General features: G+C 56.6%; 11 protein-coding genes. 7 read left to right on the top strand and 4 right to left on the bottom strand.

Annotated elements, in window-relative coordinates:
- Positions 1-15 precede the first annotated feature (15 nt).
- The 5 genes from SFX18_03780 (at position 16) to SFX18_03760 (ending at position 8,736) form a co-directional block, all read left to right on the top strand.
- A complete protein-coding gene (locus tag SFX18_03780) occupies positions 16-864 on the top strand; it encodes a sugar phosphate isomerase/epimerase family protein (protein MDX1962248.1) in 849 nt (282 codons plus the stop codon).
- A gap of 334 nt (positions 865-1,198) precedes the next feature.
- Positions 1,199-2,215, top strand: coding sequence for a Gfo/Idh/MocA family oxidoreductase (locus SFX18_03775; GenBank protein ID MDX1962247.1), 1,017 nt, complete (start codon positions 1,199-1,201; stop codon positions 2,213-2,215).
- A 221-nt stretch (positions 2,216-2,436) separates the two neighbouring features.
- Positions 2,437-3,216, top strand: coding sequence for an ABC transporter ATP-binding protein (locus SFX18_03770; GenBank protein MDX1962246.1), 780 nt, complete (start codon positions 2,437-2,439; stop codon positions 3,214-3,216).
- A gap of 89 nt (positions 3,217-3,305) precedes the next feature.
- Positions 3,306-6,428, top strand: coding sequence for a Gldg family protein (locus SFX18_03765; GenBank protein ID MDX1962245.1), 3,123 nt, complete (start codon positions 3,306-3,308; stop codon positions 6,426-6,428).
- Between the two features lie 91 nt (positions 6,429-6,519).
- Positions 6,520-8,736 carry a DUF4340 domain-containing protein gene (locus SFX18_03760; GenBank protein MDX1962244.1) on the top strand — a complete coding sequence of 739 codons (2,217 nt, stop codon included), beginning with the start codon at positions 6,520-6,522 and terminating at the stop codon, positions 8,734-8,736.
- A 305-nt stretch (positions 8,737-9,041) separates the two neighbouring features.
- On the opposite strand, the gene SFX18_03755 is transcribed toward SFX18_03760, so the two are convergent.
- Entirely contained in the window at positions 9,042-9,359 is a 318-nt protein-coding gene (locus tag SFX18_03755) for a DUF971 domain-containing protein (protein MDX1962243.1), read from the bottom strand.
- A 269-nt stretch (positions 9,360-9,628) separates the two neighbouring features.
- The gene (locus SFX18_03750; protein ID MDX1962242.1) at positions 9,629-10,930 is read right to left on the bottom strand and encodes a phenylacetate--CoA ligase family protein; all 1,302 of its coding nucleotides are present in this window, start codon (positions 10,928-10,930) and stop codon (positions 9,629-9,631) included.
- A gap of 235 nt (positions 10,931-11,165) precedes the next feature.
- Here SFX18_03750 and SFX18_03745 point away from each other — a divergent pair, with 235 nt between their 5' ends.
- Positions 11,166-12,533, top strand: a complete 1,368-nt coding sequence (locus SFX18_03745; GenBank protein MDX1962241.1) for an MFS transporter — start codon at positions 11,166-11,168, stop codon at positions 12,531-12,533.
- Between the two features lie 20 nt (positions 12,534-12,553).
- A complete protein-coding gene (locus tag SFX18_03740; GenBank protein MDX1962240.1) occupies positions 12,554-13,747 on the top strand; it encodes a DUF1570 domain-containing protein in 1,194 nt (397 codons plus the stop codon).
- A gap of 200 nt (positions 13,748-13,947) precedes the next feature.
- Here SFX18_03740 and SFX18_03735 read toward each other — a convergent pair whose 3' ends face one another.
- Complete coding sequence (locus SFX18_03735) at positions 13,948-14,874, bottom strand: FkbM family methyltransferase (protein ID MDX1962239.1); 927 nt, start codon at positions 14,872-14,874, stop codon at positions 13,948-13,950.
- Positions 14,875-15,491: 617 nt separating this feature from the next.
- Positions 15,492-17,141 carry a hypothetical protein gene (locus SFX18_03730; GenBank protein ID MDX1962238.1) on the bottom strand — a complete coding sequence of 550 codons (1,650 nt, stop codon included), beginning with the start codon at positions 17,139-17,141 and terminating at the stop codon, positions 15,492-15,494.
- Positions 17,142-17,443 lie beyond the last annotated feature (302 nt).

Here is a 17,443-nt window from a genome sequence, read left to right as displayed (position 1 = left end):
AGCCCGAACAAAGTTATGAACACCAAATTCATGCTGTTACAGCCACGATTGGGTTTTTGCAGTTGGTCGGTTCGCCCCCGGCACCCCGCGGACTTGGTTCAGGCCGCGCACGACATCGGCCTGGGCCAGGTGCAATTAGCCCTGGACCCCTTTCACGAGCAACCCCGCGTATGGGAAACCGGCTGGGAGGCCCTGCGCGTGGCCGAAGTCAAGATCGCCAGCGGCATGGTCGGCTGCGTGGGTGAGGACTATAGCAGTATCGCGGCGATTCACCGGACCGGCGGCGTCTTGCCCGACGAGACCTGGCCCGCCAGTTGGAAGAATTTTCAAACTGTGTTGCCGCTGGCCGCCTCGGCGGGTATCACCCAAATCACGATGCACGCGGGCTTTATTCCCCCTGATTCCGGCGACCCGATCTATGCTAAAATTTTAGACCGGATGACCCAGGTAGCGGATCTGTTTGCCACGCGCGGCATTGTGATCTGCCTAGAAACTGGCCAGGAAGCAGCGGAGACGCTGTTGGCTTTTTTACAGCGATTAAAACGGCCGAATGTGGGGATCAACTTTGACCCCGCGAATATGCTCCTGTACGGCAGTGGCGACCCTCTCTCCGCGCTCGAGCTGTTGTTGCCCCATGTGCGCAGTTGTCATATCAAGGACGCGATCCGCTCGCCGGTCAAGGGAGAATGGGGAACCGAGGTCCCCGTGGGCCAGGGAGAAGTCAATTGGAATGGGTTTTTTGGCATTTTGGAACGGCAGGCATTTCAAGGGAACTTGATGATCGAACGTGAGGCGGGGGACCAGCGCATTGCGGATATTCGCACCGCGGTGGATAAAATTGCAAAGGTCGTAGCGGCGGCTTAGAGTGAGCCATGCCCGCGGCAAACGCCTAGCAACATTGCTCATGCAATTTAATCCCTATGAATCACCGTTGTCGGATTTAAAACAAGAGCATCAGGCCGAGTTTCTAGCAGACCATGAAGTGGACCCTGAACAAAAGCATATTTCGCTCGCTTTATGGTCGCCAGTATTCTCATTTGTGATGGCTGTGACAATACCGCTTATTGTTATTATCATATTTGCGCTCATAATGTCCTTTTTTGACAATCGTCCACGATGGTGATGATTTAAAAAACTCCTCTTCTCCCAAACCCAAAAACCAAACTCCACTCCTCTAAACTCCATCCTCCACCACCCCATGATCAACGTCGGCATTATCGGTATGGGCATGATGGGCCGCACGCACTTTGAGGCGTACCAACTGCTGCCCAATGTCCAGGTCACCATGATCTGCGACCGCAATCCCCAGCGGGCCAGCGGCAATATGGTCGGGACCGAGGGGAACGTCCTGGGGGCGGGGATACAGCGGTTGGACATGACCAACATCACCGGGACCACCCAGATGGCGGATGTGTTCAATAACCCCGAACTGCAACTGATTGATATTTGCACCGCCACGCCCACGCATCCCGAGTTGGTGGCGGCGGCACTGGCGACCGGAAAGCACGTATTGTGTGAAAAACCGCTCGCCCGCACAGCGGCGGCGGCGCGGCAAATGGTGGCGGCGGCCGCGGCCAGTCCGGGGCTGTTTATGACGGCGATGTGCCTGCGGTTTTGGCCGGAATGGGCGTGGCTAAAACATGCCATCACGGCCAATCGCTATGGCCGGGTGCGCAGCGCCACGTTTCGACGGGTGACCAGCATGCCCGCGGGTTGGTACAGCAAGGGAGAGCTTTCCGGCGGGGCGCTGTTGGATTTGCACATTCATGACACCGATTTTGTGTATTATCTGTTTGGCAGGCCGGCGGGCGTGTTTAGCCGGGGGTATAGCAAAACCAGCGGCGCGGTGGATCATTTGGTGACACAGTATCTCTATCCGGCGGGAAGCGGCCCGGAACTGGTCGTGGCGGAGGGGTCCTGGTCGCTGGCACCGGGGTTCGGCTTTGAAATGGCGTACACCGTTAATTGCGAGGAGGCCACCTTGGATTATCGCCTGGGTCGTACACCCGCGCTGCAGGTCAGCCAAAATGGGGTTTTGCAGCCGATTCATTTGCCGGAGGAAACCGGTTATTTGTGCGAATTGCGGTATTTTGTGGATTGTATCCACGCAGGGGAGCGACCGACGGTGGTAACACTAGAGGATCCAGTGCAGTGCCTGGAAATTCTCGAAGCGGAAGAAGCGAGCGTGGCCAGCGGGCAGATCGTCTCTTTATGATGAGAGTTCTACCTTCACGCGGGCCAATCCACCCGCGGCACAAACCGCACGCCCCCCGCACCCTAGAAAAAAAGCCATTTTCTGTGTAAGTTTTGAACATGCCAGGCCCCACCGGACTGAGCAAATTGTGGTTTTGCTTCGTAGAACAAGCAAACCGGGCTAAAAGGACGTAAAACCGTCCTTTGCCGGATTGCTCATCTTTTTCTTGCGGGATTTTTTGTATGGTCGCCAGCCGCGAACAACCAATGATCGAAGCCCTGGGGCTCTCCAAATTTTATGGGGATTTTGCGGCGACGCGGGACGTCAGCTTTACGCTCAATCGAGGAGAGGTGGTGGCATTTTTAGGGCCGAATGGCGCCGGAAAAAGCACCACCATGAAGCTGCTGACCGGTTACCTAAGCCCCTCCACCGGCACGGCCAAAATCGCCGGTTATGACATGGCGACCGAACGCCTGGCCGGTGCCCGGCATTTGGGCTACCTCCCCGAAAACGGCCCCCTCTATCCCGACATGACCCCCCGGACGCTGCTCGAGTTTTTTGCCGACGCGCGGGGGCTGGACAGCTCTTACAAGGCTGCCCGCATCGCCGCCGTCATCGAGCAATGCGACTTAAAGGCGGTCATCGGCAAATCAATCTCCAAATTATCCAAAGGGTACCGCCAGCGCGTGGGCATGGCGCAGGCGCTCTTGCACGAACCGGATGTGCTAATACTAGACGAGCCAACGGCGGGCCTGGATCCCAACCAAATCCGCGAAGTGCGCGAGGCCATCCGCCGTCTGGGCCAGAACAAAACGATTTTGCTGTCAACGCATATTTTGCAAGAGGTGGAGGCGATTGCCAATCGCGTGATCTTTATCGCCGAGGGGCGGAAAATGTTCGATGGCCCGGTCGAAGAGCTCAAAGCCAGCGGCCAGAGCCTGGATGATCAGTTTTTGTCGCTGACCCGCGCCGCGCAAAACTGGACCAAGGGGCCAAATCCCCTGGCCGGGGCGCGGGCCTAGGCCATTTACAAAACTTATGGGGGCCGCGCGGTTAGTGCGCGGCCCGGGCAGTTTTTTACCCAGCCACGTTAGCCATTAGGTGTTGATATATGAACTGGAACGTCGTCTCGGCAATTTTCAATCGCAACTTGGTGAGCTACTTTAGCACGCCGACGGGATATGTCTTTATCTGCCTGTTTGTGCTGCTGAGCAGTTTTGCGGCGTTTTGGCCGGATGATTTTTTTAACGCCAACCTGGCCAATCTGGAACAATTGAACCTCTACATGCCCTGGATTTTGCTGGTGTTTATTCCGGCGATCACCATGAGCATTTGGACCGAAGAACGCCGCCAGGGGACGGATGAACTGCTGCTCACGATTCCCGCTGGGGATCTGGATGTCGTAATGGGCAAGTTTCTGGCCGCGACGGGAATCTACGCCGTGTCGCTCTTGTTTTCGCTGTTTTGCAGCTTTTCGGTGCTGTACCTGCTGTCCGACGGCTACATGGACTACGGACTGTTCTTTACTAATTATTTGGGCTACCTGCTTTTGGGCGTGGCGATGCTCTCCATCGGCATGGTGGCGTCATTCCTGAGCAACAACCTGACGGTGTCGTTTATCTTGGGCGCTCTGTTTAACGCTCCGTTTGTCATCGCCCAATGGGCCAACTCCTTTAACACTGACGAGACCACCGCGAAGCTAATCAAAAGTTTTTCGTTTGCCAATCATTTTCATGATTTTGGGCGGGGCGTGGTCAGCCTGCCGGGGATGGTCTATTTTTTGGGCATCACCGTGTTGGGACTGTATTTATGCATGGTGCTGATTGGCCGCCGCCACTGGAGCGGCGGGCGGGACGGGCAGTCGCTGTGGTGGCATTATTTGCTGCGTTTTGGGGGTCTGGCCGCGGCGGTGGCGGGGATCAACCTGTTCTTTACCGGCCATTCCCTGGGCCGGTTTGACGCCAGCGATAAACAGCTCAATTCGTTGTCAGCCAGCACGCTGGCTATATTGAGGGACTTGCCGGGGGACAAACCGGTCCTGGTCGAGGCCTTTGTCAGTCCGGTATTGCCCGAAGCCTATCAACAGCAGCGGCTGTCGCTAGAGAATTTTTTGCGCGAGATCGAACAGCGCAGCGACCGCAAGGTCTCTACCCGGATTATCACCGTCGAACCCGACACCGAGGAAGCCGCCCGCGCGGAGGATACCTACGACATTCGGCCCGTGCTGCAGGAAATTCGCGAACGGGGAAAAATCAAGGAAGAGGAAATCTTTTTGGGCATGGCGTTTACCTGCGGCCCGCGCAAACTGGTCAAGCCCTTTTTTGACAAGGATCTGCCGCTGGAATATGAACTGATCCATTCGATCAGCGCCGTCACCCAGCCAGAGAAAAAGCGGATCGGCATTGTCAAGACCCAAGCCGAGGTGCTAGGCCCATCCCAGCCAGAACGCGGCCCGCAACGGGGGACTGGTTTTGAACTGTTCGTCAACGAGCTTAAAAAACAGTACGAAGTGATCTCTGTCGATCCCACGCAACCGATCGAATTAAAGCTGGACGGCGAGCCCAAGTTTGCGGCTCTGATTGCCATTCAGCCCTCCACCCTGACCCAGCCGCAAATGGACAACCTGGCTGCGGCGATCAAAGCGGGCCAAAAAACACTCGTCTTTGAGGATCCCTTTCCCTTTTATTTTGGCAGATCGTTGCAAAGCACGCATCCCGGCATGGTCACCGCCGATCAGCCGATCGAGACCCTCTGGCAAACCTTGGGCGTGCGGCTCGAGAACGCTCCCCCCGGCTGGGTGGAGGCCAAGGAGAAACGCCTAAAAGAGCAAGAATTCAACTTATTGCCCCAGGACGAGCCGGACCCGTTTCAACTGCGGGAACGGCGCAAGCAAGATCCGCTATTGGATGGCACGTTTATCGTGTGGAGCGACTACCTGCCGGAAAAGCGGCTGGTCAATCAGATCTATCGCCAGATGCTATTTGTGAGCAGCCAGGATCAAACGGCCAACAATCCATTCAATCCCGCTAGTCCGGTCACGGCTGGACTGGACAAGGTGTTCTTGCCGTTTGTCGGTTCGCTGGTCAAGGACCAAGAAGGGACGACAAATATGCAATATCTGGTCCGAACCAGCGAAGCGGGGGGCTATATCACTGCGGGGGACGCGCGGGAGGCGTTGCAGCAGCAACTGCGACGGGCGGGATCGGGATTGAGTCGCTTTGAGGTTCCCCGTCCGGGGGCTTTTGTGGTGGCGGCGATGATTCGCGGCAATCAAAGCCAGTCCGGGGCCGCCATCCTGCCGATGGAGGACAGTGATTCCCCCGAGCGCGCGCGGCGGGATTCCCCCGAGCGCGCGCGGCGGGCAATTCGCCTGGCGCAGGCGACGCCCGCGAATGGCTCGGCCCCAGCGGCTGATTCCGCGGGTAAGTCGGCCGACGCGGTCCCCCCGGCTCCGCCAATGTCGCCAACAGCCTCCACGCCAGAGCCAAACCCTGGCAACGCGGTCGCCGCCCAGAACGCCGCGGCCCTGGACAAGCTGACCAATTCCGCGACGGCGACTGCCGCTCCGTTGCATGTGATTGTGGTGACGGACGTGGATTTATTGCACAATTTGTTTTTTGCGACCCGTGAAAATAACGAGGTTTTTCCGGGGATCGACTTGCAACTGGATAATGTCACCCTCGCGCTCAACATGGTTGACAATTTGGCCGGGGATGACCGCTTTGTCGATGTGCGCAAGCGCACGCTCAAGCCGAATACGCTGCGGACCATCGAGGAGCAAAACCGGGCCAATGCCGATGAAATGAAAGCTGCGACCGAAGCCGCCAAAGAGAGTTTTGAGAACACCAAAAACCAGATTCGCAACGAAATTCGCGGCAAGGTGGACGGCATTACCGCGGCCAAGAAACAATTACGCGCGCTACTGGATAATAATCAAATCGACCCGACCGCATATCAGGATAAGCTGAATGCGCTGGATGAGCAGTTGGAGTATGTGGATCGGATTGAATCCAACGCCGCGCAGACCACGTTTAAGCAACTGGAAAGCCAGTACAACCGCGAAATTGGCGATTTGCAACGCAAGAGCCTGCAACAGTTGGAGGGGATCCAAAACAAATACAAGGCGATGGCGATCATCCTGCCGCCGATCTTTCCCCTGGTGGTGGCGTTCTTTGTTTACTTCCGCCGCAAGGCCCAGGAACAAGAAGGTGTCAGCCGCAACCGCCTGCGCTAGGCGGCTGTTCCGCGTTGCATTTTTGGGCCGCGTGGATTTTTGTTGATTGAATTTTTACGAATATTTCCAAAAGACAATCAGGATTACCGTTATGCCCGAACTTTTACGCACCTCCACTTTTGTCGCGATTGGCCTAGTCCTGCTAGCCGTAGGCTATGCCACGCTTCCCGCGCCGCCGCGCGTGGATCAAGCCTCCAAGATCGGCCAGCCCCTTTTTCCCGAATGCAAGCCCGATAAGGCCGCCAGCCTGGAGGTGGTGACTTTTGACGAGCGTCAAGGCAAGCGTGACGAATTCAAAGTCGAACGCGTCAATGATAAATGGACGCTGCCTTCCAAGGATAATTATCCCGCCGATGGTAAGGAGCGGCTGTACGCCGCCGCCACCAGCCTGGTCAATCTGGAGCCGCTGCGCCTCGCCAGTGAAAATCCCAAACAACATGCTGAATTTGGCGTGTTGGACCCCGCGACCGACTCCGCCAAACTGCAGGAACAGCTCGCGCTGTATAAAACCGCCGCTGGCAAAGCCGCCAACTCTAAAGATGCCAACGCCAAAGACGCCAAAGCGGCGCTTTCCCCAGCCAAGTCCCCCACCGACCCCGCCGTGGGCAAGCTGGTCGTCATTCGCGACGCGGGCAACAAGCCCCTGGCACAGATTATCCTGGGGAACAAAGTTCAGGATGTCGCGGGCAAAACGCCCAATCCCCTGGACTTTACCGCGCAGCAAACCACTCAGCGCTATGTGCGCATTCAGGACGAGGATCCGGTCTATGTGGTGGACCTGAAATCGGACGAATTCACGACCAACTTTGTCGATTGGATCGAGACCGACCTGCTGAAGTTTGGGGACGGGAAATTGGCGAATGTCGAATTGCAGGATTACAACTACACGATCAAGCGCATTCCCTACCAGGGGGTCACGCTGCTCCAGCCGGAACGGGCGGCGAAAAGCACCATCGTCTTGGACTTGCCGGACGCCCAGGCGGACTGGAAGATTCGCTCCGCGACCGAATACACCGACGGCAAGCCACAAGAGATCAAACTAGCGGAGGATCAAGAGCTGAACACCGCCAAGGCGGGCGATCTTAAGTCCGCCCTGCGTAATTTGCAAATCATCGACGTCAAGCGCAAGCCGCAGGAATTAATTAACATTTTGCAGTCCAAGGATATCACCCAGATTAACGAGGTCGAACACGCCGCCGTCGCCGAGGATATGGCGATCTTGGGATTTTATCTCATACCCAATGAGCAAAATCGCCTGGAGTTGGGGGGCAAGGATGGCGAAGTGATTGCCCGCTTGCAAAACGGGGTGGAATATATCTTGCGGTTTGGCGAATCCCGCACCGAGGGGACCGGCGCGGCCACTAACGCTGGCGCCGAGGGGAATCCACTGGCGTCCAACACGACTCGCCAGCGGCTGATCATGGTCTCGACCCGCTTTAACCCGGATCTGATCAAAAAGCCCGAGCTGGAGCCGATTCCACCCAAACCGGGAGAGCAGCCCGCGGAGCCGGCTCCCATGACCGATACACCTGCGGTTCCCCCGGCAGAAAAAACGTCCCCCCAGCCCCCCGCGGATGCGCCCGCGACCGCTACAGATGACAAACCAGCGGCCGCGCCCGCCGCCGATAATACCCAGGAAAAGCCTGCCACGGAAAAAACTCCCGCGACGGAGCCAGCTCCCGCCCAACCTAAAAGCCAGGAGGCCAAACAGGATCAGCAGGCCGTCGCGCCGCGCCGCCTGCGGTTGCAACCGGTAAAGTTTCAGGCGGAAAGCGCGGCGCAGCCCAAAACAGAAACCCCCGCGGCTGACAAAGCCGAAACTGACACCACGACGGAAAAATCCCCGCCCGCCACGACCACGGCAGCGCCGCCAGATACCGAGAAGGCGCCCGCGACGACAGGTCCCGCGACGACAGCGCCTGCACCCGTTCCGGCGGCCACCACCGAACCCGCGAAAACAACTTCCGCCGAGGCGGAGCAGTTGTGGGAATTGCAACGCAAGCAAGTCGAAGCACGCAATGCGGAAAAGCTCAAAAAGTACAACGAGGAACTGCAAGCGGGGCGCAATCTGGCGAAACAACTCAACGATCGCTTTGCCCAGTGGTATTACGTCATTTCCGATGACGTTTACAAACAAATCCACCTCACCAAAGACGACTTGATTCAAATGAAAGGGATGAATGCCGCGGACGGGAGCGCGCCGCCGGGATTCGGCGGAGCCGACGGACTGAATGGCATTTCCCCGCCGCCGGGGTTAAATCCCGAAATTTTAAGGCAATTGCAAGAAGGATTGCAAAAAGGGAATTAAGGTTGCGCTAGGAGCAATTTGTATACAATTGAGCCACGGATTTTCTCGGATCGCCACGGATGAAAATTCTATGTGTCAAAATTCTTGCGTGCCGCTACACGATATAAATCCGTGTTTCATTAGTGTTAATCAGTGGCTAAAAAATCAGCGGTGGGGATTGAGCCACGGATTTGCACGGATAATCGCGGATAGAAAACACATGCGTCAAAATTATAGCGAGATATTACATGATTTATCCGTGTTCCGTCAGTGTTTATCCGTGGCTAAATAATAACAGCAACCATCCGTGGCTAAAAAATCGCATCCTACCCCGTCCCGCACGCGTACAACTGCGCCAGCGTGTAAATTCCCGAATTATGCCCATCGTTAAAGTGGATCGCGTAGGCGTAATTTCCCACAGGTTCAAACAGCGTCAAGGCCAGCGGCCGCGCTTCGGCGGCGCTGATCACCGGCAAGAGTACCGCCGGCTTGGGCCGTAGACGTTCCGTCTGGCAATGCGCGCAGGGACACGCCTCGCGCAGTCCCCGGATAGTGTAGCGTTTCTCCGCGCCGTCGGACCAGGATATTTGTAAACCACCGGACTCCGTCCGGGATACCGCAATCGGTGTGGGCGTGTTGGCCATTTAGCGTATCCTTATTCTAACGGTGTACTACTATCGTAGTTCGTGTTTCAGCCCGAAACCCAAGGGACTGTTTAATGGTTTGTCTAAGCGTCTGAATCGGGCCGTTGGCCCTTCCTGTTTGAGTTATCTAACAACCTAGGGCGACGCTGCGCTTGCCCTAGGCTGTGATAGGTCGGGCCTGTGGCCCGCAAAGAATTAAACGCCTTTGGCATGTAAATGTTTAGTCAACGAATAATCCTTGCAGGTTGCAAAGATTTGAATGGCTACATTCACAGACTTGTGTTATTCTTCCCACGCAAGTCCACCCAACGTTTTCCTTTTCCCTCAAACCGGGGCAGACTTCCGGCGGGGGCGGGATGGACCAGCACCTTGAGGCCCAGGCGGCTGCGCAGGGTCTCGGCGATGACTTCGTGTTGCTGGTTGGCATCCTCGACTTCGATAGCTAGTTGATCCATGGCCTCCGCCGTGGTGACCGTCACGCGAAATTCCTCCACTCCGGCGAATTCCCGCAGGATCGCCTCCACCGAACTGGGAAAGATATTCACGCCCCGCACCACCAGCATGTCATCCGCCCGGCCTAATATCCCCCCTGGCAAAAACACCCAACCGCAATCTTTGCCATGCCGCCAGACGGGCCGGACCAAATCCCGCGTGCGATAGCGCAAAATCGGGCAGCCCGCGCGACCCAGGCAACTCAATACCAACTCGGCCAATTCCCCCTCTGGTGCGGGTTCATCCGTCCCGGGAGTAAAAAACTCCGCAATAAAATCGCTTTCAATCACAAATAGACCTTCTCCCGCGGCATCACCCACGCCCCAGGGGCCGACCTCGGTCGCGCCCGCGTGGTCATGCACGGCGGCCTGCCATTCAGCGGATATTTTAGCCCGCACGCTGGGGATGGACCCCCCCGGCTCGCCCGCCAGGACTAACTGCCGCACGCCCAACGCGGCTACCGGCAGATGGTGCCGCCGACCGACTTCGGCCAGATGCAGGGCATAGCTGGGCGTACACAAAATGACGTTGACCTGGTTGGCTTGGGCCATTTCCAGGCGGGCGGCGCTGGACATTCCTCCGGCGGGTAGCAGCAGACACCCCCGCGCGACCGCCGCGTCAAACGCGCTCCAAAAACCGATAAACGGCCCAAATGAAAACGCCAAAAGCACGCGATCGCCGGGACGGACATCCGCCGCGTCATAGATCGTTTGCCAAACATCCATCCACCATTGCCAGTCGGCGCGGGTCTCGAGCACCGCTTGGGGGCGACCGCTAGTGCCGCTGGTTTGATGGTAGCGCGCGTATTGGTTCGTGGGCCAGGTCTGGTTAACGGCCAACTGCCCGGGAGCGGGGGGAGCGGCCAATTCCTCTTTGTGGGTTGTCGGCCAGCGGGTAAATTCATCCAAGGAAGCAAGCGGTAGCCGCGGTTCCCCCAGTTTTTGACGGTAAAACACATTCTGGGGCGATATTTCCGCCAGCAACTGATTGAGCCGCGTGAGCTGCAATGCGCTCAAATCCGCGCGCGGCAACTTGCGCAGGCTTTGGCGTTGGGCGTAATTTGCGGCAAACTCAGACATGGTTTAAACATGCAAAACCAACAGCGGATCACGCGGAAAAACGATCACCCGCGACTACACACCGGGCAAACGGGAACAAACATCGATTATCCCCGCCAGAAAAGCGGACATAGCCCGCAATCACCACCCTGAACTTTTAATTATGATAGAATGTGGGGCAACATTCCTCCACGGGGGTTGGTATTTTTCCAGTTTTTGACACAGGTTACGGGGCTTGGCCCCGGTAGATTTGCATATGACCGAGCGATTGAACACCAGCATTGGCGGCCTTTCCACGGAATCAGCGGAACCCAGATTCCCGGCCAGCCTGTCAGACGAGATTGCCCCAGTGGCCTCCTCCCCGTCGGACGGCCTGGCGGAACCGTCACGCGGATCGCTGGTGGTGCTGTTTTTGATTGTGTTTATCGATCTGTTGGGCTTTGGCATGATTATGCCGCTCTTGCCCAATTACGCTCGGCAATTTCAACATGACGAAAGCGGCTTACTAATCGGGCTGTTGATGTCCAGCTTTTCGTTGATGCAGTTCCTGTGTGCCCCGCTCTGGGGACGCTGGTCGGACAAAATTGGCCGGCGGCCGGTACTACTGATTGGTCTGGCTGGGTCGGTGGTCTCGTACTCGCTCTTTAGCGTGGCCACCCTGCAATCCAGTTTGTGGCTGCTCTTTGTCGCGCGCATCGGGGCGGGGATCGCCGGGGCGACCATTCCCACCGCCCAGGCTTATATTGCCGATTGCACCAGCCTGGGGGGCCGCGCGCGGGGCATGGCGCTCATTGGCGCGGCGTTTGGGCTAGGTTTTACGTTTGGACCCCTGTTTGGATATTTTGCCGTGACCAACGAGCAGGACCTGCCGGGACCCGGGCCGGGATACGCCGCTGCGGCCTTGTCGGCGTTGGCGTTAGTGCTGGCCTGGTATCTCTTGCCGGAATCCTTGGTCGCAAATCATCACTCCCGGCGGGATGGCGGCTGGTGGAATTTACACTCTTGGCGGGCGGCCTGGCAAATTCCCGGCATGGGCAAGCTGCTCTTGACGCTGCTTATTTGTGTTTTGGCGTTCGCCAACTTTGAAAGCACGTTATCGATGCTGCTCAAGGGAGAAATTCGCGGCGAAAGTTTTGTCTCCCCTTTTCAGGCAACCTATGGGCAGGTGTTGCTTTGCTATGCGTATGTTGGATTTACACTGCTTGTGGTGCAGGGGCTGATCGTCCGGCGTCTGGCCCCCCTGGTCGCGGAAAGTAAACTGGCCGCCGCCGGCGTGCTGATCCAAATGCTTGCCTACGGCGGACTGATGGCCGCGATCACCGCGCAATCCTGGATCATCCTGTTTGTCGCCCTCACCGGCGTCGTGATCGGTTTTTCGTTTGTTACGCCGTCACTCAACAGCCTGGTCTCCCGCTGGAGCGATCCCACCCAGCAGGGGCGCATTTTGGGCGTGTCGGCCAGTGTTAGTTCTTTGGCGCGGATTTTGGGGCCGATCATGGGGGCGGTCTTGCTCAAACGGCAGGTGGCCTACCCCTATCTGGCGGCGGTGGTGCTGTGCGGATTGGGTTTTGGACTTTTGGCCTGGGCGACACGCGAAGGGCGGGATTATCCGGGGGAGATTTAACACATATGACCTGGTTTATCATGTTTTCCTTGTTTCTCATGACGCGGATTGCCGCCATCCGTCGTTGGCCGGGATTTGCGGGGACCACGGCCATCTCATTGGCGTCTTTATTGCTTTGCGTCGGGCCAGTCGCCGCGCTCGAGACCGTCACTTGGAAAAATGCCGATTCGGAACGAACCGTCAGTGGAAAAATATTGAGCACCGCGCGGGACGGGGGAATCTTGCTATTAGGGCCGGATGGTCGGATTTGGACGATCCAAGCGGCGGAGGTTGTGCGGCGCGCGACCGACGAGCGGGAATTTGTGCCGTTGACGCCCGCTGCCGCCGCGGAAGAAATCCTGCGCGAATTGCCCGACGGATTTGCGGTGCATTCGACGGCGCATTATGTGATTATGTACAACACAACCAAAGCCTACGCACAATGGTGCGGGGCCTTATTGGAACGGCTATATACCGGCTTTTATAATTACTGGACGCGCCTGGGGCTAAAGCTGAAACCGCCGGAGTTGCCGCTGGTCGTGGTGGTCTTTAGCGACGCGGATAGCTATGCCACGTTTACCAAATCAGAACTGGCGGGGGACGCGCGCCAGATAGCCGCGTTTTATAGTTTGGCCAGCAATCGCGTCTGCCTGTACGACCTGACGGGGGTGGACAGTCTGCGCCAGGCCAGCGACCAGCGGTCCACGGTCGGTCAGATCAACGCCATCATGACCCGTCCAGCCGCTTTGCCTATGGTTTCGACCGTCATTCATGAGGCGACCCATCAACTGGCTTATAATAGCGGCATGCACCAACGCTATGCGGACATTCCCTTATGGGTAAGCGAGGGGCTGGCGGTGTTTTTTGAGTCGCCGGACCTGCGCAGTTCCAAAGGCTGGCAAACGATCGGCGCGGTGCATCACGCGCGACTGGCCCAATTTCGCGAGTACCTGCCGACGCGGCCGGGGGAATCGCTCAAAACCCTGACCGCGGATAATCAGCGCTTTTTACAGCCCAAGCAATCGCTGGCCGCCTATGCCGAAGCCTGGGCGCTCAATCATTACCTGCTGAAGCAAAAGCCCAAGGAATACGCGGCATATCTGGCGACATTGGGCCAGAAAGAGCCATTTTTGTGGGATGAACCCGGTATCCGTCACCAGGAATTCACGAAACATTTAGGGGAATTTTCCGCCGTGGAAAAGGGGCTATTAGCCTATGTGTCCAAGCTCAAATAAGCCCGCAGCGTCAGCCAGGGACAGGGGCGAGGGAAAGTAGGTCTCGTCCGCCGGACGGGACTAGGGGGCGAGGGCGAGTGACACCACTCAGCCCGCAGCGTCAGCAAGGGACATTACTTCAGCAAGGGACAGGGGCGAGGCGTCAGCCAGGGACAAGGGACGCGGGTCCAACGTCCGCTAATACGCCTCGCGTTCTGTTGCTACTTTCCCCGGGTGGCCGCTGGAATGCAGATCACATTAACCAAATCATCCGCCGTGTGCCGCTCTACCGAAAATTCTTCCATTCGCTCGCGCGAGTATTGGCCTCCCGCGTAAATCGGAACGCGTAGGGCATAACCCAGCGAACGTAAAAACTCCGCGTACTCCTCCAGGGTGGTGCCCGCGGACGTGGCCGAGGCCGGGTTAAACTCCATAATCATCAGTGGCTGGTGGGCGGCAATGGCCCCCCTGGCCCCTTGGAGCACCATAAACTCCGACCCCTCGGTGTCAATTTTCATCACGCGCGGGATGCGACCCGTCCGTTCGACATACGCATCTAGCGGCTCCGTCCTGACAGTGATCGCCTCGCGGTTTTTAAAATTGGCAAAGTCCTTGACCAAGGTCGAATTCCACGACAAATTGCCGGATTGGATGTAAAACGGAAACTCCCCCACCTGATCCGACAAGGCAATTTCCTCGATCGTTACATTGCGCAGTTTATTCAGCTCTAAATGCCGACGTATGTGTTCGCGCGCATGCGGATTAGGCTCAAAGGTAAACACCCGCCCGGTTGGTCCCGCCGCCTGTCCACTGACCACGCTCATCAGTCCGTGATGACCGCCGATATCAAACACCGTGTCGCCGGGCTGGATAAACGTCCGCAATGCCCAGAGCACGTCCTGTTGGTAGGCCCCCTCAAAGAGCATGACGCGGGTAAGCAAGTCGGGAAATCCGCTGGCGGACCAGGTCACGCCCGCCCCCGCGCAATAAAACGGGAAATCCAGCTTGCATTCACGCCAGCGCAAGATGCGGGCGACTATCGCCTTTTGCACGCGCTTGCTGGGAAGTTGACGGCTGAAATACCCTGCCCATTGAAAAAAAGATTGGGTAAGAGCCGAGGAAGGCTGCGGAGGAGTCGATGTGGGCATGAGTCCTAAAAAACCACGATTGCGATGGCAAGTATGTTTGGGAATACGAAAATCATTCCCCAACCAGTCATTGAATATTTACCACAAATTTCAGCCTGGATGCCACATATTAATGGAAGAAACTAGCTTTTTATACTAATTTAAAGTAATTATAGCGCGGTATTCACCCAGTTTACCAAAGGATTCCGCAACTCCGTTGGAGTAGGAGTTCACTGGTTTTGTTCTTTTCCCAGGGTTGTTCGCTGCGCTGTAACCACTGGGCTATATTCCGAAACCGCTTCGCGGTACCCCCTCTCCCTCTGGGAGAGGGCCGGGGTGAGGGAATCTACCGCAACGCGGTTATATAACTCAGCCCAGGGTTGCCGCGAAGCGGCTACCCTGGGAATACCGCAAGCCAAAAAATTCTACCACAACGCGGTTGCGTCATGCGGAAATAACCCAGTAATACTGCATGCCTTCATAAATTGCTAGCCGCGCTACGTTTAGCTAGAAAGCGTATTACATCCAACGAATCAATTCCTCAACAAAAACAGGGAACTTGTTGGCACAAGTTCCCTGTCGTCGCGCTTAATTATAGTAACGGGAATTAACATTCCCGTAACAAACATGCAATAAAATTACAAACCCGGTGCCAAATCAGCGGCCTGGCTAGCCCCCACGCCAATGAGTTGGATCACTCCTTCGTCAATTTGAAAGCGTCCTTGGGAGCCATTGGGGATGGCCTTGATATAGAACTGCACGTGGTCCTTGCCACTCGAATTCGACAGGGTTTCCTTCAACACTTCGCCCATGGGATCGGGCTTCATGGAATGGGCAAATGTGACCACGGGGGTCAACGCGGAATTGATCGCGACGGGGTCGACCGGTTTTGGTCCCGCGGCGGCGGATGCATCCAAGCCTTCCTTAATCAGCTTTGCGCCATCTTTTCCCACGCCCAAATAGACCGCCTTGGGTCCGATGCCGACGACAATCGGCATGTTCTCGCCAAAGACATCCTGCAATTCGGGTTCGGGAAGGGGAATTCCCAAGGAGTGAAAGCGGACATCCTTGTAGGTTTCGCTGTTCAGTTTGACATCGGTAATGTCTTCCTTGGCAAAGTCCACGACTTTTTTGACCACATTTTCCACGGCGGTGCCATCCGCCACCAAACCCGCCAGGGCCACGGAGAGCGATTTTTCGCCCATGGCCACATTCCCCGCGGTATCCAGTTGGCCCCCTTGGACGGTTTTGATCGCGACCTCGACCAGTTCGTTGACAATTTCCTTGGCCATCGCCAATTTGTCCTCGGACAATTCGCCATCCTTTTCCAGTTCTTTCTTGAGGGCCTCGCTGCCGGACTTGATCAGCATGCTGGCGGTCTCGATATCCTCGCTGGACAATTGGCTGGACATATTGCCGGTGATGCCTGCGTCGGGATTAATAAAGCCGGTAAACAGGCTGGTGACATTGACCAGGGTGGCGGCTTGTTGGGCGCTTTTGCTGCCCGGCTTGGCCGTGGCGGCAAAGTCCAGATACGCGGCCCGCTTGGCGCTGTCGATATTCAGGCCAATGGTGATTGTCTCTAGCTCGTTGACTGCTTGCTCAAAGTCGGCGCTCATCTTTTCGACGTACTTTTTGCGCAATTCAAAGGCGTTGTCGTCCTCCCCTTCGCGCTGCTGCAGGCTTTGATCCATGCCAATCTTGAGCTGGCTGACAATTTCCTCGCGGTCTTTCTCGGGCACGTTTTGCATAAAGCCCCGCATGCCAAAGTCGTATTCCTTGGGCAGGGTGCCCAGCAAAGCGACCGGATCGGCGGGCAAATCAGCCAGATGCTCGGCCTTGTCCGAGATAAACAAATAGCCGGTCACTTCCTTAATCATTAGCGTGGCGCCATTTTGAAGCTGCACGGATTGCACACCGTTCCCTTCATCCGTGGGACCCTGGACAAAGTTCTTGGTAGCGGTCATCAGATCATCCAGGCTTTTGATGGGGAGCATGCCAATGCCGTAATACTCTCCATCGGCGGCAAACACCGCAACGCCCCAGGGCTTGCTTTTGTCAAAGGCATTCAGGCCGATGCCATTGGTCGGCAACAGCAACACTCCCTCCAGCTTTTCTCCCTTGACAACGGGATTGTTGGTGACGGTGCCGATGTAGTCGACATCCGACATGATTGCGTCAATTCCCGCTAGCGTGATCACGGCCACGGGCTTATCGGCGGCGGCGGCGGGAAAACCACACGCCCAAAAAAGGCCACACAACAGGGCATACAGGCTAAACTTCTTCACAAAAAACTCCTCAAGGAATACTTGAAAAACGGTTTACGAGTGGATGGCAGGGCAGTTCGCCATCACCAAGCGCAAGGCATAACTGCCACTACTATTAACAAATTGCGGGCTCGTAACCAGGGACATGCGACACAAACTGTGGATATTTCAGCAGTTACTACCTGTCAGAATCCGCTTTTTACCTATACCTGCCAAGTTTGACCAAGTTTCACAAAAATGCCTTCGTTTTGCACAAAATAGCCGGGAACAAATGAAATGCGGTCATTACAGCCCCACTTCCCCCCCGGTGACTAGCTTATTTT

The sequence above is a fragment of the Pirellulales bacterium genome (assembly GCA_033762255.1).
Classification (GTDB): Bacteria; Planctomycetota; Planctomycetia; order Pirellulales; family JALHPA01; genus JANRLT01.
This window is presented reverse-complemented; position numbering and strand designations above follow the sequence as displayed.

What these genes read in the sequence shown, in the direction of transcription:
- SFX18_03780 (MDX1962248.1), top strand. Translation starts at nt 16, where the DNA reads ATGAACACCAAATTCATGCTGTTACAGCCACGATTGGGTTTTTGCAGT.
- SFX18_03775 (MDX1962247.1), top strand. Translation starts at nt 1,199, where the DNA reads ATGATCAACGTCGGCATTATCGGTATGGGCATGATGGGCCGCACGCAC.
- SFX18_03770 (MDX1962246.1), top strand. Translation starts at nt 2,437, where the DNA reads ATGGTCGCCAGCCGCGAACAACCAATGATCGAAGCCCTGGGGCTCTCC.
- SFX18_03765 (MDX1962245.1), top strand. Translation starts at nt 3,306, where the DNA reads ATGAACTGGAACGTCGTCTCGGCAATTTTCAATCGCAACTTGGTGAGC.
- SFX18_03760 (MDX1962244.1), top strand. Translation starts at nt 6,520, where the DNA reads ATGCCCGAACTTTTACGCACCTCCACTTTTGTCGCGATTGGCCTAGTC.
- SFX18_03755 (MDX1962243.1), bottom strand. Translation starts at nt 9,359, where the DNA reads ATGGCCAACACGCCCACACCGATTGCGGTATCCCGGACGGAGTCCGGT.
- SFX18_03750 (MDX1962242.1), bottom strand. Translation starts at nt 10,930, where the DNA reads ATGTCTGAGTTTGCCGCAAATTACGCCCAACGCCAAAGCCTGCGCAAG.
- SFX18_03745 (MDX1962241.1), top strand. Translation starts at nt 11,166, where the DNA reads ATGACCGAGCGATTGAACACCAGCATTGGCGGCCTTTCCACGGAATCA.
- SFX18_03740 (MDX1962240.1), top strand. Translation starts at nt 12,554, where the DNA reads ATGTTTTCCTTGTTTCTCATGACGCGGATTGCCGCCATCCGTCGTTGG.
- SFX18_03735 (MDX1962239.1), bottom strand. Translation starts at nt 14,874, where the DNA reads ATGCCCACATCGACTCCTCCGCAGCCTTCCTCGGCTCTTACCCAATCT.